Annotated in this window: 24 protein-coding genes; 12 read left to right on the plus strand and 12 right to left on the minus strand. The window is 40.6% G+C overall.

The features are described 5' to 3' along the window. The first annotated feature begins 88 nt into the window (after window positions 1–88). A complete protein-coding gene (locus H8796_RS14760) occupies window positions 89–490 on the plus strand; it encodes an FKBP-type peptidyl-prolyl cis-trans isomerase (RefSeq protein ID WP_004296948.1) in 402 nt (133 codons plus the stop codon). Between the two features lie 24 nt (window positions 491–514). On the opposite strand, the gene H8796_RS14765 is transcribed toward H8796_RS14760, so the two are convergent. The 7 genes from H8796_RS14765 to H8796_RS14795 all read right to left on the minus strand — a co-directional run bounded on the left by H8796_RS14765 (window position 515) and on the right by H8796_RS14795 (window position 6453). Continuing rightward, window positions 515–901: a LytTR family transcriptional regulator DNA-binding domain-containing protein gene (locus H8796_RS14765; RefSeq protein ID WP_117935053.1), complete on the minus strand. Its 387-nt coding sequence runs from the start codon at window positions 899–901 to the stop codon at window positions 515–517. Window positions 902–1066: 165 nt separating this feature from the next. Continuing rightward, window positions 1067–2179: an AraC family transcriptional regulator gene (locus H8796_RS14770; protein ID WP_117935051.1), complete on the minus strand. Its 1113-nt coding sequence runs from the start codon at window positions 2177–2179 to the stop codon at window positions 1067–1069. Between the two features lie 127 nt (window positions 2180–2306). Continuing rightward, window positions 2307–2660, minus strand: coding sequence for a DUF1622 domain-containing protein (locus tag H8796_RS14775; protein ID WP_117935049.1), 354 nt, complete (start codon window positions 2658–2660; stop codon window positions 2307–2309). 81 nt (window positions 2661–2741) lie between these two features. Continuing rightward, entirely contained in the window at window positions 2742–3893 is a 1152-nt protein-coding gene (locus H8796_RS14780; protein WP_117935047.1) for an acyltransferase, read from the minus strand. A 106-nt stretch (window positions 3894–3999) separates the two neighbouring features. Further along, on the minus strand, window positions 4000–4575 hold the full coding sequence (locus tag H8796_RS14785; protein ID WP_233530388.1) for a Crp/Fnr family transcriptional regulator: 576 nt from the start codon (window positions 4573–4575) through the stop codon (window positions 4000–4002). 146 nt (window positions 4576–4721) lie between these two features. After that, complete coding sequence (locus tag H8796_RS14790) at window positions 4722–5732, minus strand: GGGtGRT protein (protein ID WP_008760490.1); 1011 nt, start codon at window positions 5730–5732, stop codon at window positions 4722–4724. A 19-nt stretch (window positions 5733–5751) separates the two neighbouring features. Continuing rightward, entirely contained in the window at window positions 5752–6453 is a 702-nt protein-coding gene (locus H8796_RS14795) for an iron-sulfur cluster assembly scaffold protein (protein ID WP_074556386.1), read from the minus strand. Between the two features lie 238 nt (window positions 6454–6691). Here H8796_RS14795 and H8796_RS14800 point away from each other — a divergent pair, with 238 nt between their 5' ends. Continuing rightward, entirely contained in the window at window positions 6692–7096 is a 405-nt protein-coding gene (locus H8796_RS14800; protein ID WP_117935045.1) for an HsmA family protein, read from the plus strand. 194 nt (window positions 7097–7290) lie between these two features. Here H8796_RS14800 and H8796_RS14805 read toward each other — a convergent pair whose 3' ends face one another. Continuing rightward, a complete protein-coding gene (locus H8796_RS14805; protein WP_117932118.1) occupies window positions 7291–8904 on the minus strand; it encodes an IS66 family transposase in 1614 nt (537 codons plus the stop codon). Window positions 8905–8973: 69 nt separating this feature from the next. Then, window positions 8974–9483 (minus strand): IS66 family insertion sequence element accessory protein TnpB, encoded by a 510-nt coding sequence (gene tnpB, locus H8796_RS14810; RefSeq protein WP_117932120.1) that lies wholly within the window; start codon window positions 9481–9483, stop codon window positions 8974–8976. Between the two features lie 555 nt (window positions 9484–10038). Between tnpB and H8796_RS14815 the strand changes: the two genes are divergently transcribed. The 8 genes from H8796_RS14815 (at window position 10039) to H8796_RS14845 (ending at window position 17609) form a co-directional block, all read left to right on the plus strand. Next, window positions 10039–10539: a DMP19 family protein gene (locus tag H8796_RS14815; RefSeq protein ID WP_117937546.1), complete on the plus strand. Its 501-nt coding sequence runs from the start codon at window positions 10039–10041 to the stop codon at window positions 10537–10539. A gap of 82 nt (window positions 10540–10621) precedes the next feature. After that, a complete protein-coding gene (locus H8796_RS14820) occupies window positions 10622–11383 on the plus strand; it encodes a hypothetical protein (RefSeq protein WP_117937544.1) in 762 nt (253 codons plus the stop codon). Between the two features lie 32 nt (window positions 11384–11415). Further along, entirely contained in the window at window positions 11416–11961 is a 546-nt protein-coding gene (locus H8796_RS14825; protein ID WP_117937538.1) for a Yip1 family protein, read from the plus strand. Window positions 11962–11970: 9 nt separating this feature from the next. After that, window positions 11971–12423, plus strand: coding sequence for an SsrA-binding protein (gene smpB, locus H8796_RS14830; protein WP_117937536.1), 453 nt, complete (start codon window positions 11971–11973; stop codon window positions 12421–12423). 86 nt (window positions 12424–12509) lie between these two features. After that, a complete protein-coding gene (metH, locus tag H8796_RS14835; protein WP_117937534.1) occupies window positions 12510–15257 on the plus strand; it encodes a methionine synthase in 2748 nt (915 codons plus the stop codon). An 11-nt stretch (window positions 15258–15268) separates the two neighbouring features. Beyond that, window positions 15269–15868: a nitroreductase family protein gene (locus H8796_RS14840; protein ID WP_004296933.1), complete on the plus strand. Its 600-nt coding sequence runs from the start codon at window positions 15269–15271 to the stop codon at window positions 15866–15868. A gap of 71 nt (window positions 15869–15939) precedes the next feature. Continuing rightward, window positions 15940–16065 carry a symporter small accessory protein gene (locus tag H8796_RS25645; RefSeq protein ID WP_004296931.1) on the plus strand — a complete coding sequence of 42 codons (126 nt, stop codon included), beginning with the start codon at window positions 15940–15942 and terminating at the stop codon, window positions 16063–16065. After that, a complete protein-coding gene (locus tag H8796_RS14845; protein WP_117937532.1) occupies window positions 16062–17609 on the plus strand; it encodes a sodium:solute symporter in 1548 nt (515 codons plus the stop codon). Before H8796_RS25645 ends, H8796_RS14845 begins: the two co-directional genes overlap by 4 nt. Before the next feature lie 31 nt (window positions 17610–17640). Here H8796_RS14845 and H8796_RS14850 read toward each other — a convergent pair whose 3' ends face one another. Continuing rightward, window positions 17641–19032 carry a transporter substrate-binding domain-containing protein gene (locus tag H8796_RS14850; RefSeq protein WP_117937531.1) on the minus strand — a complete coding sequence of 464 codons (1392 nt, stop codon included), beginning with the start codon at window positions 19030–19032 and terminating at the stop codon, window positions 17641–17643. A gap of 24 nt (window positions 19033–19056) precedes the next feature. Then, on the minus strand, window positions 19057–19668 hold the full coding sequence (udk, locus tag H8796_RS14855; protein ID WP_008648370.1) for a uridine kinase: 612 nt from the start codon (window positions 19666–19668) through the stop codon (window positions 19057–19059). A 108-nt stretch (window positions 19669–19776) separates the two neighbouring features. Between udk and H8796_RS14860 the strand changes: the two genes are divergently transcribed. Further along, a complete protein-coding gene (locus H8796_RS14860; protein ID WP_004315980.1) occupies window positions 19777–20076 on the plus strand; it encodes a Dabb family protein in 300 nt (99 codons plus the stop codon). Between the two features lie 15 nt (window positions 20077–20091). Continuing rightward, the gene (locus tag H8796_RS14865; RefSeq protein ID WP_187343820.1) at window positions 20092–22149 is read left to right on the plus strand and encodes a cytochrome c biogenesis protein CcdA; all 2058 of its coding nucleotides are present in this window, start codon (window positions 20092–20094) and stop codon (window positions 22147–22149) included. A 105-nt stretch (window positions 22150–22254) separates the two neighbouring features. Here the strand turns inward: H8796_RS14865 and H8796_RS14870 are convergent, their stop codons facing one another. Further along, entirely contained in the window at window positions 22255–22959 is a 705-nt protein-coding gene (locus H8796_RS14870; RefSeq protein WP_004296925.1) for a pirin family protein, read from the minus strand. Between the last annotated feature and the right edge of the window lie 105 nt (window positions 22960–23064).

A 23064-nucleotide genomic window follows, 5' to 3' on the forward strand; every position in this document is an offset into this window, starting at 1 on the left:
TTTTATAGTTCAACAAACAAATATACAGTTTTTATGCTAAATCCTTTGTTATTCTGATTATTTTTGCAAGTTCTTAATCAATTTATTTATGGGGAAAAAGAAAGAATACAAAGAGGCCAATCGGCGATTTCTGAAAAAACTATCTTTTCAGGAAGGTGTTTTCGCGTTGCCGTGTGGAATCTATTACAAAGTTTTGGAAACTGGCGAAAGTACGATTTCTCCGGGTGCACGGAGCATTGTTACCGTGCATTACAAAGGAAGTCTGATTGATGGCCAGGTGTTTGATAATTCTTATGAGCGTACTTGTCCCGATGCCCTACGTCTTAGTGATGTAATAGAAGGGTGGCAGGTGGCACTTCAGAAAATGCATGTTGGTGATAAATGGATTATTTATATTCCTTATGCAATGGGATACGGTATCAAATCTTTTGATTCTATTCCTGCCTACTCGACATTGATCTTCGAAGTGGAACTGCTTGGTGTTGCATAGAGCATAAAGATGAGCTATATACAATCAGATACATGGATATTTTTCTTTTAGCTTTTTCATAAAAGACTTGCTTACTTGTAAAAGTTCCATCTCATTAAATGGAGGAAGCAATATGCAATTGTTGTCTTCAATCGAAACCAGATAGCTTATATTGATAATGTGTGACTGGCTAATCTGGATAAGATAGGGATGCAGACTCAATATCTTTTGTGAGTTTGTATTTCTTTTGAGTGTCAGGGTATGATTGTTATTTAATACAGCTTCCCATAGCTTACTCTTGGAGTTATACCGGAAATAGCCAATCTGTTCTAAATGGATTAGTTGCAAGTTTCCAGTAATGGTAGTATATAAAAAGATCTTTTCTTCTTGATGTTTTTCTGTGTCGGTGTGATTGCAATTGTCAATATTCATATTCTATTTATCTTAGTATTCGATTAATCTGTTGATGATGCCAACGTCGTAGTTTTATTTTGCATCAAAAGTAACGGATTGCTTTTAGCTATAAAAATAAAAAGTGTCTCATTCCTGAAATGAGACACTTTTTACTATTAAGAATTGTGCTTTTAAAAAAGAAAATTATTGTTCTACTCTTTGATTATCAATGAATTTACTAGGTGATACACCATACTTTTCTGAAAAGTTACGATAGAAAGTTGCCCGGGAGGTGAAACCGCATGCAAACATCAGTTCTTTTACATTACTCTTTGGATTTTCGGCGGCTAGTTGTCTGAAATATTCCAGTCGAAGATAATTAATGTATTCCCGGAAACCTGTAAAGCCCTGACTTTTGATTGCTGCAGAAATATCATGTTCCTGTTTATTCAGAGACTTGGCTAAAAGTTCTATGTTATACCGTTGATCGGTATAGGGATGCTGTTCCTGAAGATAGGCTTCAATCGTTGAGAAGAGCGGGGGAGTAGGAGATGGCTTTCCAGCTTGTAGCATTATAGTGCTTTCCGTATTCTTTCCATTATGAATCATGTTTATATGGTTCGAAAACGGATTCTCATAACGTAAATATTGTATGGAGAATAAGACCGTAAAAACGATTGCCATAATGCCGAACAGGTTGAAAACAAATTCATTGATATTTAGAGTGAACAAGATGTATATCCCTAAAAATACGAATAGAAAACCGATGAATAGATACATGTTATTATTTATCCTGCGGTAGGTCTTGTTATTCATCATAGGATAAATAAGAAGAATGAGTGGGGTAAAAACGGATAACAGGAATATGGAAACCCTGAGCTTGACATCTGTTTGATGGATATTCGGAATAATTTCATCTATGGAGTGGATGGGAGTAATATTTCCATTGAAGCCTAAATAACTGATTCCTACAGTTATCGTAATGATAGGTAATAACAGAAAAGTAAATATTCTGAAATGGTTCAGATAGCCCGGCGATAAAGAAGCGATAGGGAACAGGGCTACAATATTTGCTAAAGCATACCATTTGAGCATTTTCTCTATGTTGAGCAATTCTGTGAAGTTGTATTTCGGAGTGTCTGTGACAATTGTCAGCCATCCGATATTTTCCCATGAAAACATAATACCGATGCCGGTAGCTATAATTCCCCAATATAATTTCGGATAATTGTCTTTAGCACGTATAATAAGGATGATTCCTATAATTAACGCAATCAGATCAAGTGTAAGCTCAATAGATAGATGTGTAATTCCCATATTTCTGACGTGTTTCTATTTTTGAAGTATATACATAAGTATTTCCCTTTGCAAAGGTAGCTAAAAATAGATATATTTGATAATAAAAAACACGTGACTCTGAAGGAACTTGCTATGTTGCCCTGTCTTATATCTTCTTGGAAGAATCGTCTTCAGCCAATTCTTTAATCTCTTTATTCAAAAATACGGAAAGAACAGTTCTTACCACAACTACTCCACCCAAGATCGCTAGTTCATCTAAAGTAGGGTCAACTACAGTTTTCAGTATGTCGGAAGCGATTAAAAATTCCAATCCCAGTAAAAGGTAGCTACCGAAGTCTGCTCTAAGTTGCCGGATATTATTGACGGTATAAGTACCGTTGAACCGTTTGATTTCATTGCGCAGGAAGGCTACGAAGCCAACGAGTACTCCATAAGTTACAATCAGCAAACTGATAACACTGATGATAGTAGCGAGCGTATTTAAGAATGTAAGTAGCATTGTTGTATAATGTTTTTGGTATCTGTCATATAAACAAATGAAGCTATATAATGGTTCTTGGATAAATCTTCATCTATTCCCTTATCCCATTATCCATTTAGCATATCTCGGCATAAATTTGTAAATTAAGGCTACAATTCCCCAAGATAAAATAAATACAAGAATGCCAGTGATAGGAATCTGGAGAGCTATTGGGATATTGATTTTTTCTATGATTAAGTAGCCAATTCCTACAATGAAATAGTGTATCATATAAATGCCTAACCCACATTTTGTTATATTTGATAAAATAGATATGATATAGGGGGAACGAATTTGTATCTTTTGTACTATTAGGAAAATGGCCATTGTCATCAACAAAACATTAGGAGAACAGTAAAGGAAAAACAGCTCCATTTGCTCTTCTGAAATATGGGGTTGAGATGTCATGTTTCTGAAGCCGACATAAGTTATGGCATAACCAATGACAAATAAAATAACAGATAGCATTATTGTCTTGCCGGTTGTGAGCGTATTTTTCATGTATAAGTAATAGCCTAATAATAGATAGCCATTAAAACCTGCAAAATAATATAAAGTGCCAAAATTGTTCCACGCACAAGTTCCCCATATATAGCTAGATATGTATTCACTGCAATAAGGTAGGAAAAGAGTGATTCCCCAAATAAAAAGGAATATTTTTATTTGCTTATCTGTTGCTTGTTTAACCCATGCGGAAAAGAAAGGCATGTATAAGTATAAACCTATTAACATATAGATATACCATAATGGGATGGTATATACATTGAAATTAAATGGTATCATGTATATGTTATATAGACAACTTTCCCATGATTGCGAAGGATTTTCTCCTGCATAAGCAAACATTCTTGAAAGAATGGAGTTATCCCAACCCATGATTCCTGTTAGTAAGGGGAATAAGTTATACAATAAAGACCAAATAAGAAAAGGAACTATAACTCGCAACATCCTTTTTTTGTAGAATTGTTCCATATCTTGTTGTATAGGCAACAACAGCATGCCTGTCAACATTACAAAAAGTGGAACGCATGGACGTAGAAAAGCTCCATATATACTGCCCCATAGATTATAATCAGGATTTGAACGAGCTTCCGGAGATACATTAAAAGGGTCCGAACAATGGATGCAAATCACCATGATAATAGCGACAAGTCTTAGTAAATCCGCCCATACGATACGGCTTGGTGTGATAGAGTTTGATTGAGTATTCATTTTGCACTTAATTTAAAAGTGCAAATTTACGACTATGGTATATCTTTTTTTTTAAAGTACTTTAAAAAAAACATTCATATAATATGTTGAAATCATCCCCAATATACTATTTGATTCGATTTCTTAGATGGGATAAGGTTACTTGAGAAATTCCTAAGTATGAAGCAATGTAGCCAAGGTTAACACGTTGAAAAAGTTCAGGACGTGTTTCTAATAGTTCTGTATATCTTTCTTCTGCTGTTTGATATAACCTTGATATTAAGCGTTTCTCATTCACAATAAACGCATCTTGATGTAAAATTCTTGACCAGTTGGCTATCTCTATATTATTAAAATAGAGTGCTTCTAATTCTTTAATCGGGATAGCATATAAAATAGAATTTTCCAATAATTGCACGATTTCATATTCATATCCTTTTATGTTACCATAAAAATTATTCGTAGAAAAAACGATATCTCCTTCCATACTGAACCACGAAGTAGCTTCCTTGCCATTTATTACGCAATAAGAGCGTGCTATGCCTTTTTCCATGAAATAGAAATTTCTGTCTTTTTGAAAGGAGGAGGTTAATATGTGTTTTTTAGGTAATTTCAATAATGTGCTGTGAGTAAACAACTCGTTTATGGAATTGTCACTCATGTTTGATTTAGCTTTCAGGGCATTTATTATATTTATCATCATTTCTTTTTAAAATATCATATATGCGAATATACTCATAATTTTTCATATATGCTGAAAGTCACGAATACATGTGTAGAGGTATACAAAAAAAGAAATCCCCATAACCTTATCAGTTACAGGGATTTAATATATAGTAATTATCTAAGTTACTTAGCTAAAGCCTGAGCTACGTCAACCGCACAAGCTACTGTACAACCTACCATCGGGTTGTTACCAATTCCCAGGAATCCCATCATTTCTACGTGAGCAGGAACTGATGAAGAACCAGCGAACTGAGCGTCAGAGTGCATACGACCCATAGTGTCAGTCATACCATAAGAAGCAGGACCGGCAGCCATGTTATCCGGATGAAGAGTACGACCTGTACCACCACCAGAAGCAACTGAAAAATAAGGTTTGCCAGCAAGAACACGTTCTTTCTTGTAAGTACCGGCAACTGGGTGTTGGAAACGAGTCGGGTTAGTAGAGTTACCTGTGATAGATACGTCTACACCTTCTTTCCACATGATAGCTACACCTTCGCGAACGTCGTCAGCACCATAACATTTTACTTTTGCACGAGGACCGTCAGAGTAAGCGATTTCGCGAACAACTTTCAGTTCACCTGTGAAGTAATCGAATTGAGTCTGAACATAAGTAAAGCCGTTGATACGAGAGATGATCTGAGCAGCATCTTTTCCAAGACCGTTCAGGATGCAACGCAACGGTTCTTTACGTACTTTGTCTGCTTTTGCAGCGATTTTGATAGCACCTTCAGCAGCAGCGAAAGATTCGTGACCTGCCAGGAAAGCGAAACATTTAGTTTCTTCGCGCAGCAACATAGCAGCCAGGTTACCATGACCGATACCAACCTTACGGTCGTCAGCTACAGAACCCGGGATACAGAATGCTTGCAAACCGATACCGATAGCTTCAGCAGCTTCAGCAGCGTTTGTGCAGTTCTTCTTAAGAGCGATAGCAGTACCTACTACATAAGCCCATTTTGCATTTTCAAAGCAGATAGGCTGAGTTTCTTCACACGTTTTATAAGGATCAAGTCCGGCAGCTTCGCAGATAGCGTTAGCTTCTTCGATGTCTTTGATGCCGTTAGCGTTCAAGGCTTCAATGATACCTTTGATACGACGGTCTTGGCTTTCGAATTTTACTTCTCTAATCATAGTTTCTTTCCTCCTTATATTATTCGTGACGTGGATCAATAGATTTAACTGCTCCCTGTTCTGCTGTTACGCGTCCATAAGTACCTGTAACTTTCTTCAAAGCTTCGTTAGCATCAGTACCTTTCTTGATTTCGTCCATGAACTTACCCATGTGTACGAATTCGTATCCGCAGATTTCGTCGTTCTTGTCCAAGAAGATTTGTTTGATATAACCTTCTGCCATTTCAAGGTAACGAGGACCTTTAGCCAAAGTACCATAAAGAGTACCTACCTGGCTACGCAGACCTTTACCCAAGTCTTCCAAACCTGCACCGATAATCAAACCACCTTCAGAGAAAGCTGATTGAGTACGTCCGTATACGATTTGCAAGAAAAGTTCGCGCATTGCAGTATTGATAGCGTCGCAAACAAGGTCAGTGTTTAATGCTTCAAGAACTGTTTTACCCGGAAGGATTTCAGAAGCCATAGCAGCTGAGTGAGTCATACCAGAGCAACCGATTGTCTCGATCAAGGCTTCCTGGATGATACCTTCTTTAACGTTCAGTGTCAGTTTACAAGCACCTTGTTGAGGAGCGCACCAACCGATACCGTGTGTCAAACCAGAAATATCAACGATTTCTTTAGATCTTACCCATTTGCCTTCTTCGGGTATGGGAGCCGGTCCATGGTTAGGACCCTTCTTTACAACACACATGTGTTCCACTTCGTGTGAATAAGTCATAATTAGCTCTTTTTTTAAGTGATATAATTAAAAATACGTAGTCACGATTCTCTAAATCGCCCACAAAGGTAGTCGATTTATTTGTTTCTGCAAATCGCCTTTTATTACTTTTTTGTGAAAAGAGACAAATCTGTTTGCGTTTTTTCTTCGTTTGTAAAGTCGGGATTGCATTTGTGAAAGATTGAAGCTGGGAGAACTATCTATTCTTTGCTTTGTTGTTATTAGAAAACGAAAATTTATGGAACTGAATCAAGTAGACATACATTATTTAATAGCGGCAATTTGCGTTATTTCATCTGCGCTTATTTTTTATACGATAGGTGTTTGGGGCGAACGTCTTCAAAAGAAATTGAAGTTTTGGCATATTATTTTCTTCCTTCTCGGTTTGCTTGCCGATACGGTTGGCACAAGTCTGATGGAGCACATTGCTGAACTGACTCATCTACATGACGAAATTCATACGCTGACGGGAACTATTGCTATTCTTCTGATGTTTGTACATGCTTTATGGGCGATATGGACTTATGTGAAGGGAACGCCTATAGAAAAAAGGCATTTTAATCGTTTCAGTATTGTAGTTTGGTTCATTTGGCTTATACCTTATTTAATAGGTGTTTATTTGGGGATGCGATTACACGTTTAAATAAGTCTATATTGAGGTAGTCGTATGAAGTGAGGAAAGATAGAAAGAGAAGTAGGGATGATTAGGATAAAGAGTAGATAAACATAGATTAGCCTATGTAAGCATTCGGTCTCGTGCGTATTCTCTCCAAACTCTTATAAAGTCAAAAGCCAGACGGAGTACGTCTGGCTTTTGACTTTATAAACCTTTCTTGTTTATCCTTTCCAATTAAATGGCAGTAAATCGGAGTAGTCGTTTTTCTCTTCTCTTTCTTTATCCTGTACTCTAATCACCACGTCCTGCATCCATAGTTTTGGGTTCACCTTATTTTCCCTGCAACATCCCATCAGTGAAAAGAATATTGCCGCTGCGTGTGCTGCCTCATGCGATCCGGAGAAGAGTGTATTTTTTCTGTTTACAGTCAACGGTCTAATAGAACGCTCCACCGGATTATTATCAATGCAGAACTGTGCATCATTGACATATCCGGACAGTTGTTCAAAGCGTGTGTACATATAGAATATGGCCTTGGCAACAGGCGATTTATCGACCGTATGTTCATATTCCTCTTTGCACCATTTTTCCAGTCCTTTGATAATAGGGTACGATTTTTCCCGGCGAAGCTTTACTACAGCCTCGCCTTCCAGATGTTCTATCCTGATTTCCTCCTCCACAGCATACAGTCTGCCTATTTGTTCAAGTGCATACCTTGCTCTGGGAGGGTCATTTCCTTCCGCTTCCACAAACTTGCGCCTGACGTGTGCCCAACAGCACAAGTGCAACTTTCCGGGTAGCGTGTCGAACTCGTCATATACTGCAAAGCCGTCACTCTGTACCACGCGGACCTGTCCTGCCAGCAGTGTGTCTATTCCGCTGCTGCCACGCCCCTTGTGATATTCAAAGAAGGGGGTATGAAACCGGGGCAGATAGAAGTTCCACATATACCCGCGATGAAGAGCACCGGGTCGGTCGCTTTCAAGTACGGGGTGGGGCGTCTCATCGGCCATGACGTAATAACTGTCCTTAACCAGTTCACGAAGCTCATTGTAGATCGGCTCCAAACGCTGTGCGGCAGCCATCATCCAGTTACTTACGGTGGAAGGACTCAGATGGATGCCTTCACGCTCAAAAATGTCCAGCTGTCTGTGCAGAGGCAGGTGATCGTAATATTTGGCGGTGGCAATGTGGGACAGTACACTCTCCGAGGCATTGCTGTGAGGGTGTGCCATTACGGGCATGGGAGCAGTTATGATACGACCGTCGGCAAGCCGGTATTTAGGACGGATGATGCGTCTCACATAGAATCGGGCAGGGCTGACGGCATATTGTTCGCTCACTTCCTCCCCCAGCTTCGTCGCTCCCTCCAGAGAAAGACCTTCCGGCATGGGAATGATGATTTCTTCACGGGGAAGGGACGGATCGATGGGCTTACGGGCGTGGGGAGTAATCTTTTGGGTGAAGCTCTTACGGAAACGATTGTAACCATTCTCCGACCGGGCAGATTTCTCAGCCGTTTTCTGCTCCTCCGCTACCGGGTCATTGACATCGGACGGAGATTCAAAACAGATGCTCAATTGGTTGGCATCTTCGGGAAGATGACGTTTTTCACTGGATTTACCCCATAAACGGCGTGTCAAATCAGCCAATTTCCATCTCAGGTCAGCAATGACGGCTGTACAGGCTGAGATTTCCTCAACTTGGCGGGAATACTCCTGCAAAGAGGCTGCGTATTTTCTCTGAAGTTCCGCATGTTCCTTTTCAAGACGTTCACGTTCCTTGCGCAACTCTTCGTACTCTTCCAAAGTAAAGGTAATGACTGGTTCTTTCACTGCATATCCACTTTTTTATTATGTGGCAAAGTTATCAAAATAAACCTGTACGGCTTGTAGGATGGGAGATTACTTTTCAACTGTTTTCCGATACTTTTTAACAGTAAGCAGCTCATTCAGGCGATTCCAGGAAATTTGAAGAAAATCTCTTTTCCGTTCGTCCTTTTTCAAGAAGAAAGAACTGTGGTTCAGACGACGGCATTCCAGTCGGTATTCGTCCTCGCACCGATAGAGGATATGCAATCTGCTACGGGAACGGTCAAGAAAAATATGACAACTCTGCTCTGACACGCAAGAACCCGTGTGCCGGATGACCTCGCCACAAAGACCGTCAATACCTTTATGGAAATTACAACCATTGGGATAAAGGTAATAAGACCAGAAAGGACTGTTACGGAAAAGACCAAGACCTAAGGGGAGAAGTAGATCCTGAGGAGAATGGATGCCAAGACTGGAAGCCGAAACTTTATAACGACGACCACCATCAAATATGAAAAGAACAGAATCAAAATGGTTAGACTCGGATAAGAGACTACGCAGCTTTTCACTTTCACTAGAAAATACTAATACTGAACACATAATGGATTAAGATGATTATGAAGGCACAAAGGTAGGAAAGAAAAGAAGGGAAAGAAACACGCACGAGCCCGAATGCTTACTAGCCTATCGGTATCTTTAATTCGTCACGGCCGTGGTGAGATCTTCCCACGGCTGTGGTAGGAACTCTTCACGGCTGTGACGAATTCTTCCCACGGGCGTGGGAAGCTAACAATGTCGGTAGTATGATCGAACTTTAGTATAGGTAAAACATAACTTTGCTGGCTGTGTAACATAAAGATAACGGATGGTTGGGTACTGTTCTATATAGGACTAAGAAAAAAATGTCAATCAAAATCAGGGCAGAGACATGGTGATAGGTGATAGATCGGGTGATAGGTTGCTTTTTAACCTATCACCGCTTGAAAGTACGATGAATAAATGGTTTGAATGATGTCGGTGATAGGTGATAGAGGAAAGTGCAATTTTGAACATGAAGAGTGTAGTTGATTACAAAGCTGTTTTTATTTATTTCGCAATTAGTTGGGAAGTAGAATAAAATTCGTAGCTTTGTTGCGTAAATTATTGAATGAAGATATGATAGAAGTTTTAGAGCCAGCTTTACAGAAGGCTGCGGGTGAAGGAATGGATGAATTTATCCAAGTATTTACTGATAAATATAAGGAAGTGATTGGTGGTGAATTGACTGCTGATACAATGCCTTTGCTCACTGGTGAGCAACATTCTTTGCTGGCATATCAGATTTTTCGTGATGAAATAATGGTTGGTGGATTTTGCCAATTAATTCAGAACGGTTATGGTGGATATATCTTTGATAATCCGTTTGCGAAAGTGATGCGTTTATGGGGGGCAGAAGAATTCTCTAAATTAGTTTATAAGGCTAAGAAAATCTTTGATGCCAATCGGAAAGACTTGGAAAAGGAACGGACGGATGATGAATTTATGGCTATGTATGAGCAATATGAAGCTTTCGATGAGCTGGAAGAGACTTATTTGGAAATGGAAGAACAAGTTACAGCATTGATTGCGAGTTATGTAGACGATCACTTAGAGCTTTTTGCAAAAATAATAAAGTAATGGATGCAGTATTTTTTAAGTCCTTGCATTTATTAATTATGAATTAGAATTTATATCTTTGCAAAATCTAAAAAATATGTTTATGAAACAGATGAAATTTTTCTTGGTGGCTTTGATGGCTGTGGTTATGGGGATGTCGGTTACTTCATGTATGAATGGAGACGATAACCACAATGTAACGATGACTGTTCCTGTTAAGTATAATTTTGGATCATTTCTGATGGGAGATGCAACTACGAAGTTGGTTCCAACTACAGAATTAGGTTTATTGGATGGGACTATGTATATAATTTCATGCCAATATGACCAATCACAGGTATCAGCGAATAGTAATAGTATACCAGTAACGCTGTTATCTACTCCACTTTGTATTGATCCTAAAGATGGTGAAAGTTTGAGGCCAACAAAGACGGAGCCTAATAAACCTCTTTATACATTGGATAAACAACAGTCAAGTTTGGTTTATTATGATAAAAATACGATTGTTTTGACAATGCCATATTGGGTGAAGGTTACAAACTCTAGTGTTGAAGAATCAGAATTAAAGAAACATTCATTTTGTCTTTACTATAAGCCTGACGAAATAGAAAGTAATGCTACTAAGTTGAATTTATATATTAGTCACCGCGTTGAGGATGGAGAGGAAAGTGTAACTCGTTCCAACTTCACATATGCTTATAGAGCTTATTCTATTATGACTGCTCTTGATGCATTTAAAACAGCAACAAGTGGTAAATTGCCACAGTATTTGGTGCTAAAAGCTGAAACTAATAATTCTAAAGATGAATTGAAAGACGAGAATGGAGAAACTTCAGTTGAATATCAATACGCGTTTACAGAATAACATTGAACTACAAAGAACTATTTAACATAGCAATGAAATTGATTTCCTCTCCGGCGAAGGCCTGGGAGGAAATTTCTATGGAAGAGGATAGGCGAAAAGTATATATGACTTTTGTCTATCCTATGATTGGTTTATGCGGTCTGTCCGTGTTCGTCGGTTCATTATTGACGAATGGATGGGGAGGTCCGCAAAGTTTCCAGATAGCTATGACCAACTGTTGTGCCGTAGCTGTAGCCCTGTTCGGTGGTTATTTTCTGGCAGCTTATGCCATGAATGAAATGGGAACAAGAATGTTTGGCATGCATAGCAATATGCCATTGACACAACAGTTTGCAGGATATGCATTAGTTGTGCCTTTCCTGCTTCAGATAGTAACCGGACTATTACCTGATTTTAGAATTATTGCCTGGTTGCTGCAGTTCTACATCGTCTATGTGGTATGGGAGGGAGTTCCTGTATTGATGGGAGTAGAAGAAAAACAACGATTAAAATACACCCTTTTGTCGTCTGTATTGTTAATACTATGTCCGACGGTGATACAGATTGTATTTAATAGACTGACGGCTATACTTAATTAATGAGTGAAGATGAAACAACCTTCTGTAAATATAAAGAATAAACGGGCCACGTTTGATTACGAGCTGATAGATACCTACACAGCAGGTATTGTGTTGACCGGTACGGAAATAAAATCCATTCGTTTGGGAAAAGCCAGTCTGGTAGATACGTTTTGTTATTTTACGAAAGGCGAATTGTGGGTGAAGAATATGCACATCGCCGAATATTTCTATGGATCGTACAATAATCATACGGCACGTAGAGAGAGGAAGTTGTTGCTTAGTAAAAAAGAATTGGAAAAACTTCAGCGGGAGATGAAAAATCCCGGCTTTACGATTGTCCCTGTACGCTTGTTTATCAATGAGAAAGGTTTGGCGAAACTGGTCATAGCTTTGGCGAAAGGTAAGAAAGAGTATGATAAACGGGAATCTATTAAGGAGAAAGACGACCGTAGAGATATGGCAAGAATGTTCAAGCGGTAAATAAAACGCTATAAGATAAAACGCCGGACTACGAGAAGTCTGGCAATGTTGGCAGAGTGGTAATTAGGTATTAATGTGATAGGGTAATGAAAAAGACAATTTCTCAGATCGTATCCGAGCGCATCCTTATTCTGGATGGAGCAATGGGTACAATGATTCAACAATATAATCTCAAAGAAGAAGATTTTCGTGGTGAACGCTTTGCGCATATTCCCGGACAGCTGAAAGGGAATAATGACTTGTTGTGTCTGACACGTCCCGACGTGATTCAGGATATTCATCGTAAATACCTGGAAGCGGGTGCGGATATCATCGAGACCAATACATTTAGTTCAACCACAGTTTCTATGGCCGATTACCACGTAGAAGAATACGTGCGTGAGATGAATCTTGCAGCCGTAAAACTGGCTCGTGACCTTGCTGACGAGTATACAGCCAAGAATCCCGATAAACCACGTTTTGTGGCCGGCTCCGTAGGACCTACCAATAAAACCTGTTCTATGAGCCCGGACGTGAACAACCCGGCTTATCGTGCTTTGAGTTACGACGAACTGGCTGCATCCTATCAGCAACAAATGGAAGCAATGCTCGAAGGTGGGGTTGACGCCATTCTGATTGAAACAATCTTTGATACCCTAAATGCCAAAGCTGCAATTTTTGCAGCCGAACAAGCCATGAAAATGACAGGCGTAGAAGTGCCGATCATGTTATCTGTAACAGTGTCTGATATTGGTGGACGAACATTGTCCGGACAAACATTGGATGCATTTCTGGCTTCTGTGCAACATGCCAATATCTTTTCAGTCGGTTTGAATTGCTCATTCGGTGCCCGTCAGTTGAAGCCGTTCCTGGAACAGCTGGCATCCCGTGCACCTTATTATATTAGTGCCTATCCGAATGCCGGGTTACCGAATAGTCTGGGTAAGTATGACCAGACACCTGCGGATATGGCTCATGAAGTGAAAGAATATGTTGAAGAAGGATTAATCAATATTATTGGTGGCTGTTGTGGTACGACAGATGCCTATATTGCTGAATATCCCGCCCTTGTAGAAGGAGCTAAACCGCACGTTCCTGCCTCTGCGCCGGATTGTATGTGGCTCTCCGGACTTGAACTGTTGGAAGTGAAGCCGGAAATAAACTTTGTGAATGTCGGCGAACGTTGCAACGTAGCCGGTTCGCGCAAGTTCCTTCGTCTCATCAATGAAAAGAAATACGATGAAGCTCTCTCTATCGCCCGTCAACAAGTGGAGGACGGTGCTTTAGTGATTGACGTCAATATGGACGATGGATTGTTGGATGCAAAGATAGAGATGACTACTTTCCTGAATCTTATCATGTCCGAACCCGAAATAGCCCGCGTTCCGATTATGATTGATTCTTCCAAATGGGAAGTTATTGAAGCCGGACTGAAGTGTCTTCAGGGCAAATCAATCGTCAATTCTATTTCTTTGAAAGAGGGAGAGGAAGTTTTCCTTGAACATGCCCGAATCATCCGGCAATATGGAGCCGCTGCTGTGGTCATGGCGTTCGACGAGAAAGGACAGGCAGATACAGCCGCCCGTAAAATCGAAGTTTGTCAACGGGCTTACCGTCTTTTGGTTGACAAAATCGGCTTTAATCCTCACGATATTATTTTTGACCCCAATGTGCTTGCCGTAGCTACGGGGATTGAAGAACATAATAACTATGCTGTAGATTTTATTGAAGCTACCGCTTGGATAAAGAAAAATCTCCCCGGTGCACACATCAGCGGAGGAGTCAGCAACCTTTCTTTCTCTTTCCGTGGCAACAATTATATCCGTGAAGCCATGCATGCGGTATTCCTTTATCATGCCATCCAGCAAGGAATGGATATGGGGATTGTGAATCCGGGAACTTCCGTATTGTACACTGATATTCCGGCTGATGTCTTGGAAAAGATAGAAGATGTTGTCTTAAACCGTCGTCCGGATGCGGCGGAACGGCTTATTGAATTAGCGGAATCTCTGAAAGCAAACATGAGCGAAACTGCCGGACAACCGGCTGTCAAGCAAGATGCCTGGAGAGAAGGAACTGTTCAGGAACGTTTGAAGTATGCCTTGATGAAAGGAATTGGAGATTTTCTGGAACAGGACTTGGCAGAGGCATTGCCTCTTTATGATAAAGCTGTCGATGTAATTGAAGGGCCGTTGATGGATGGAATGAACCATGTTGGTGAACTGTTTGGTGCCGGTAAGATGTTTCTTCCCCAGGTTGTGAAGACTGCCCGCACCATGAAGAAAGCCGTAGCTATCTTGCAACCGATCATTGAATCGGAAAAAGTGGAAGGAAGTGCTTCGGCAGGTAAAGTGCTACTGGCAACTGTAAAGGGGGATGTGCACGACATCGGAAAAAACATTGTAGCTGTAGTGATGGCCTGCAATGGTTATGATATTGTAGATTTAGGAGTAATGGTTCCTGCAGAAACCATCGTTCAGCGTGCTATTGAAGAAAAGGTAGATATGATCGGATTGAGTGGACTGATTACTCCATCTCTGGAAGAAATGGCTCACGTAGCTGTTGAACTTGAAAAAGCAGGTTTGGATATTCCTCTTTTGATTGGTGGAGCTACTACATCGAAGATGCATACGGCATTAAAGATTGCTCCTGTTTATCATGCTCCGGTAGTACACCTGAAAGATGCTTCCCAAAATGCAGGCGTTGCTTCCAAATTGCTCAACCCGCAGGCAAAAGCCGAGCTGGTGAACGAATTGGAGGCAGAATATCAAGCACTCCGTGAAAAGAGTGGTCTGATGAAGCGTGAAACTGTTTCGTTGGAAGAAGCACAGAAAAATAAGTTGAACCTGTTTTAAACATTGTCACAATGAAAAAGATTTTCTCTTTCTTATGTCTGATTGTAGCAGTCACTGCTATGACCTCCTGTTCTTCTGCAAAAGAAGAAAAAGGAACATCCGGAACCGGAAATGCTGTGTTGGATAATATTTTCGAGCGCAAAAGTGTGCGTGCTTATCTGAATAAAGGAGTAGAGAAAGAGAAAATCGACTTGATGCTTCGTGCCGGAATGGCTGCTCCTACGGGTAGGGATATCCGTCCATGGGAATTTGTGGTAGTATCTGATCGTGCCAAACTGGATTCAATGGCAGCAGCACTTCCTTATGCTAAAATGCTGACGCAGGCTCGTAATGCCATCATTGTCTGTGGAGATTCTGTACGCTCTTCATATTGGTATTTAGATTGTTCCGCAGCGGCACAGAATATTTTGCTGGCTGCTGAAAGTCTGGGATTGGGTGCTGTATGGACAGCGGCCTATCCTTACGAAGACCGTATGCAAGTAGTGCGTAAATATACTAACCTGCCCGATAATATTCTTCCGCTTTGTGTCATTCCTTTTGGCTATCCGGCAACAAAAGAGAACCCGAAACAGAAATTTGACGAGAAAAAGATACATTATAATCAGTATTAGTAATCAAAAGTTTTGTCTTTTCAATAATTTCCTTACATTTGTGTCCGAATTGATTAAAATCTGATACGCAAATGTTTGGAATAGACGACCCTTTTATTATTCTACCTTACCTACTTTCGGTGGTATGTGTGATTTTTGCTGCCTGGTTTGGGCTGAAATATTGGAATAAGGACGACGAAAAAGACGAAACCCGATGAATACATTTACTCTTGGACTAATTGTGGTAGCTTATCTGCTGTCACTAGCCTACCTCGGCTTTTTGGGATATAAGAAAACTACGAATACCAGTGACTATTTGGTAGGCGGACGTCAGATGAATCCTATCGTAATGGCACTTTCTTATGGTGCTACGTTTATTTCCGCATCTGCTATTGTAGGTTTTGGAGGAGTAGCGGCTGCTTTTGGAATGGGTATTCAGTGGCTCTGTTTCCTCAATATGTTTGTAGGGGTGGTGATAGCTTTTATCTTTTTCGGTTTGCGTACCCGGCGTATGGGGGCGAAGTTGAATGTGAGTACTTTCCCACAATTATTAGGCCGTCATTTCCGCTCCCGTAATATACAGGTATTTATTGCTGCTGTTATTTTCATCGGAATGCCGCTTTATGCAGCGGTTGTAATGAAAGGAGGAGCCGTATTCATCGAACAGATTTTCCAGATTGATTTCAATATCTCTTTGTTGATATTTACATTGGTCATTGCTGCTTATGTCATAGCAGGAGGAATGAAAGGAGTGATGTATACAGATGCGTTACAGGCAGTTATTATGTTTGGCTGTATGTTGTTTTTATTGTTTTCTCTGTATCAGGTGCTCGGTATGGGGTTTACGGAAGCTAATAAAGAATTGACAGCTATTGCTCCGTTAGTTCCTGAAAAATTTAAGGCATTGGGGCATCAGGGATGGACAGCAATGCCTGCAACAGGCTCCCCGCAATGGTATTCACTTGTTACTTCTCTCATTTTAGGGGTAGGAATCGGTTGTCTTGCACAACCCCAGCTGGTGGTTCGCTTTATGACCGTGGAGAGTAGTAAGCAGTTGAACCGCGGTGTATTCATCGGTTGTTTCTTTCTGATTATAACAGTAGGAGCTATCTATCATGCCGGAGCCTTGAGTAATCTTTTCTTCCTGAAGACAGAAGGAGCGGTTGCTACCGAAGTTGTGCAGGATATTGATAAGATAATTCCATATTTTATTAATAAAGCGATGCCCGACTGGTTTGCCGCGCTTTTTATGTTGTGCATCCTTTCAGCCAGTATGTCTACGTTAAGTTCACAGTTCCATACGATGGGTGCTTCGGTAGGCTCTGATATTTACGGAACTTATAAACCCCGTTCACGGAATAAACTAACCAATGTGATCCGTCTGGGTGTATTGTTCTCTATCCTGGTCAGCTATATTATTTGTTATATGTTGCCTCATGATATTATAGCCCGCGGAACTTCCATCTTTATGGGAATTTGTGCAGCCGCTTTTCTTCCGGCTTATTTCTGTGCTTTATATTGGAAGAAAGCTACTAAACAAGGCGTCATGGCAAGTCTTTGGGTGGGAACAATCGGCAGTCTGTTTGCTCTTGTATTTCTTCATCAGAAAGAATCTGCGGCATTGGGTATCTGTAAAGCGTTATTCGGGCGGGATGTGTTGATTACCACTTATCCTTTCCCTGTGATTGACCCGATATTATTTGCCTTACCATTATCTGTATTGGCTATTGTCGTAATCAGTCTGATGACCTATAAGAAATAAGTATTAGGTATTATTACACCTAATACTTTACTCACGCTTTTATTTTCTTTTTGTAGGATTCGTAGCGCGACATAATATCTCGAACGAAATTGTAAGTCTCGATGCCACGGAAATATCCGTTTTTGCAGACAGGATCGGTGAAGTATTCTTGATTGCTTTTAAGTAAGATGAAGTTTTCTACATTATCTTTCCATACTAATTTGTTCTTCCCGTATTTTTCGGCTAGTGCCATTGCATCATATATATGTCCCAAACCGGCGTTGTAAGATGCCAGGATAAAATTGAGCCGTTCCTGTTTGTCGGGAATCATGCTGAAACTCCGGTCGGTGGCGGTAATATATTTAATAGCCGCTTTCACACTTTCCTCCGGATTCTGCTCTTTGCCGGGAGGTACTCCCATTGCGCGTGCTGTGGCAGGCATCAACTGCATGAGTCCTTTGGCGCCAGCCCAAGATACAGCGGTAGTATCGAAATTGGATTCTGTATATGCTAATGATGCGAGCATACGCCAGTCCCAGCCGATGTCTTTGGAATACTTCTTGAATAAATGGTCATAATGAGATATCTTTCCTTCTTTTAAGGAGAGGATAGGAGAGTGCGGCATCATTTTACTATTCTCAAAATAACGTTTCATACTGGCTGTGTAAGCAGGAGAAGTCATGTTTTCCTGATGCCATTGGGTAGCAGCGGCTGCCAGCTCGGGGCTGTCTTTTCGTACCGCCCACGAAGAGCGTTGATCGAAACTGATGGACAGGTCGATATTTAAATTGGGATAATAGGTCTTATTAAGTCTGGCTAAATCATTGTCGGCTACCGTATACGGAATTTTTCCTTGTGCTACTTGTGTAATCAAGTCCTCAATAGTGATACTGTCATTGGTGACTTCATGAATCCGGATACCTCCTCCTAATTCACTGTTCAGATTGACGAGGCGATCATAATATTTCCCCGGTTTTACGTATATATCTTTTCCAACCAGTTCGGTTACATCTTCCAACGGCTTCTGTTTTCCTCTTCCTTGCTGAACAATTACCTGGTGAGTAATTACATCTTCGCCACAATAAAGAAGACTGTCTTTCCACTCTTTGGTGATTGGCAGATTATAGGCAATCATGTCTCCTTCGCCTGCCAATAATTTTTGGATCATTTCGTCGACGCTGTTGGCTACTTCAATCCTAAGCTTTAGTCCCAGACTTTTGGCAAACTGTTCACTAAGTTCATACTGGAACCCCATTTCTTGTCCCCGGTAAATGAAATAGGAAGTAGAACTATATAATGTCAATACAACGAGTTCGCCACTATCTTTTATTTGTGGAAGATCACGTGCTGTCTCATCCATCTTGTTATGATGCTTATTCCGGCATCCGAGCATACAACAAAATAGAATAAGAAATAAAGGAATACTCAGTGTCTTGACATTCATTTCTTAATTTTTAATTTTCAATTTTTAATTCTTAAGGTGCTTCTTGATGTACATGGTCAGTATATCAATAGCCACCCTATTACTGCCTCCTTCCGGTACAATAAGGTCGGCATATCGTTTGCAAGGTTCGATAAATTGCAAGTGCATAGGTTTTAAAACCCGTGTATAACGTTCCATTACAGCTTCGGCAGTACGTCCGCGCTCAATGACATCTCTCTGGATGACACGTATCAGGCGTTCGTCGGGATCGGCATCAACAAATATTTTGAGGTCCATCATATTGCGCAGCTTTTTATCACATAAGGCAAGGATTCCTTCAATGATAACCACTTCACGAGGTTCGATATGAATCGTTTCGGGCTGGCGTGTACATGTGAGATAAGAATAGGTGGGCTGTTCGATACTCTTTCCTTCTTTCAGCGTCATGACATGCTTGGAAAGCAGACTCCATTCAAAAGCATCAGGATGGTCAAAATTGATATTCTGGCGTTCTTCAACCGGGACATGACTACTGTCTTTGTAGTATGAATCCTGTGGTAAGAGTACTACTTCTCCTGCAGGGAGACTTTCTATAATTTTCCGTACGACGGTGGTCTTTCCGGAGCCCGTTCCGCCTGCTATTCCTATAATTAACATCTCTTTAAATGTATATTTGAACCAAATAGAGTATTTTTGCATTACTATTAATGTGGTAAACGCATTAACAAGACAAATATAGAAACAATTCATTAAAATAACAACGTAATGGTAAAACACATTGTATTATTTAAGTTAAAAGACGAAGTTCCTGCTGAAGAGAAACTGGTAGTCATGACTAAATTCAAGGAAGCGATAGAAGCTCTTCCTGCTAAAATTTCTGTAATTCGCAAAGTGGAGGTCGGATTGAATATGAATCCTGGTGAAACATGGAATATTGCGCTTTACAGTGAGTTTGATACACTAGAAGATGTAAAATTCTACGCAACACATCCCGACCACGTAGCTGCCGGAAAGATTCTGGCTGAAACGAAGGAGAGCCGTGCGTGCGTAGACTATGAATTATAAACCCCAAAAATAAAGATGAGAAAAATAATTTCTTTCCTGCTTTTAAGCTTTGTTGTATATGCATTGCAAGCGCAGATCAAAGATCCGGTAAAGTTTAAAACAGAGCTGACACCTCTCTCCGATACGGAGGCAGAGGTGGTGTTTACAGCTACCATTGATAAAGGTTGGCATGTTTATTCTACCGATCTGGGAGATGGCGGCCCTATTTCCGCAACATTCAATGTTGATAATAAATCGGGTATTGAGCTTGTTGGCAAACTGAAACCTGTAGGCAAAGAAGTATCTACTTTCGATAAATTATTCGAAATGAAGGTACGCTATTTCGAGAACGCAGCAAAGTTTGTGCAGAAAGTAAAATTCACGGGTGGAGCTTACGCAATCGAAGGTTATCTGGAATACGGAGCTTGTGATGACGAGAGTTGTCTGCCTCCTACTCAGGTGCCGTTTAAGTATTCCGGAGTAGCAAAAGCCGGAAATGCCGCTGCAACGAAAACAGAGCAACCGGAGCAAAAGGTAGCGGATAAGCAAAAAGAAGAACCCGTGCCTGCTGCTACGAAAGATTCTTCTGCGATGATGGAACTGGTGTCTGCAACTACAACCGAAGCTGCTACGGATATTCAGCCTGCTGTTGCATCGGGTGATCTTTGGAAACCGGTAATCAGTGATTTACAAGCCTTAGGAGAAGAACATGGTCAGGAAGACATGTCCTGGATATATATATTCATAACAGGTTTTCTGGGTGGATTATTGGCATTGTTTACCCCTTGTGTATGGCCGATTATTCCGATGACAGTCAGTTTCTTCTTAAAACGTAGTAAAGACAAAAAGAAAGGAATTCGTGATGCGTGGACATACGGTGCATCTATCGTAGTGATTTATGTGGCATTGGGCTTGGCTATTACTTTGATTTTCGGAGCCAGTGCATTAAATGCTTTATCTACCAATGCTATTTTCAACATTCTCTTCTTCCTGATGCTGGTGATTTTTGCTGCTTCATTCTTTGGAGCGTTTGAAATCAGGCTGCCGTCGAAGTGGGGAAATGCAGTAGATAGCAAAGCTGAATCTACGACCGGATTGCTAAGTATTTTCCTGATGGCTTTCACGCTTTCATTGGTATCTTTCTCTTGTACAGGTCCGATTATCGGCTTCCTGCTGGTACAGGTATCTACAACAGGAAGCGTAGTTGCTCCGGCAATCGGTATGTTAGGATTTGCCATTGCTTTGGCGTTGCCGTTCACACTCTTCGCCCTGTTCCCGTCTTGGCTGAAATCGATGCCAAAGTCCGGCGGATGGATGAATGTTATCAAGGTTACACTGGGTTTCCTCGAATTAGCATTTGCACTTAAATTCTTGTCAGTTGCTGATTTGGCTTATGGTTGGAGATTGCTTGATCGCGAAACATTCCTGGCTTTATGGATTGTCATCTTTGCTTTGCTTGGATTCTACCTGTTGGGCAAGATCAAATTCCCGCACGATGACGATGATAATAAGGTGGGAGTAACCCGCTTCTTTATGGCGTTAATCTCTTTAGCATTTGCCGTATATATGGTTCCCGGTTTGTGGGGAGCACCATTGAAAGCCGTATCTGCATTTGCTCCGCCTATGCAGACGCAAGATTTCAATCTGCATAAGAATGATGTACACGCGAAATTCGATGACTATGATTTAGGAATGGAATATGCCCGTCTGAACGGAAAACCGGTTATGCTCGACTTTACCGGATATGGTTGCGTAAACTGCCGTAAGATGGAAGCAGCGGTATGGACTGACCCGAAAGTGAGTGATTTGATTAATAACGACTACGTATTGATAACACTTTATGTAGATAATAAAACTCCGTTGACCGAACCCGTGAAGATTCTCGAAAATGGTACAGAACGTACTTTGCGTACTGTCGGCGATAAATGGAGCTATCTGCAACGTGTGAAATTCGGAGCTAATGCCCAGCCTTTCTATGTATTGCTGGACAATCAGGGTAAACCATTGAATAAGTCGTATGCTTATAACGAAGATATCCCTAAGTATATTGAATTCTTACAGACCGGATTGGAGAATTATAAGAAAGGGAAATAACGATTTCTCCGATAATGACCAATCTTGGATAATGAATAAAAAAGCGGTCTCATCTTTTCGATGAGGCCGCTTTTTGAATAGAATAAATTGAAATTTTAGCGAAAATTACATGGGTACTTCTATTAATAGAAGTTGGGTTCCTTTTAATATATGTATCGGGAATTCTTTTGTATCCCAAACACCGATACCATCACGTTTGGACAGCCGTTCTTCCGCCACTGTGATTTCTCCTTCAAGTACGAAGATATATACCCCGTTACCTTCCTGATGCATCTTATATTCGATTGTTTTTTCCGTATCGAAACTTCCCATAGAGAACCATGCATCTTGTTTGATAGAAGCTGGAGTCTTCCCGTTCGGAGACAGGATTAGCGCCAGTTCATTTGGTTTCAGGAGCGGACGAATATCGAAGTTGTTATACTCCGGTTTGGTGTTTTCAACTCGTGGAAATACCCATATCTGCAGGAATTCCAGTTGTTCTTTATCACTGCCATTGTATTCACTGTGATAAATGCCGCTGCCTGTACTCATAACCTGAATATCACCTGGAGTGATGGTTTTAGTGTTTTGTACACTGTCACCATGTTTCAGGTATCCTTTTAGAGGGATGGAAATCACTTCCATATTTTTATGCGGATGTGTATCGAATCCCATAGACGGGTCTACACTGTCATCGTTCAGCACTCGTAATGCTCCGAAATGAATTCTTTCCGGATTATAATAGTTGGCAAAACTGAATGTGTGATGGGTCTTGAGCCAGCCGTGATTAAAATAGCCTCTTGATGAAGCTCTGTCGATTACTTTTTTCATAATCTTCCTTTCTTTTTTAATAGAACTTTGTTGTGCATCTTATTTGCACTTTACTATCAGTAATAACAAAGGAAAGGAGAATAAAGTTCTCGGCGATGATTAATC

The sequence above is a fragment of the Bacteroides sp. M10 genome, assembly GCF_014334015.1.
Lineage (GTDB): Bacteria > Bacteroidota > Bacteroidia > Bacteroidales > Bacteroidaceae > Bacteroides > Bacteroides intestinigallinarum.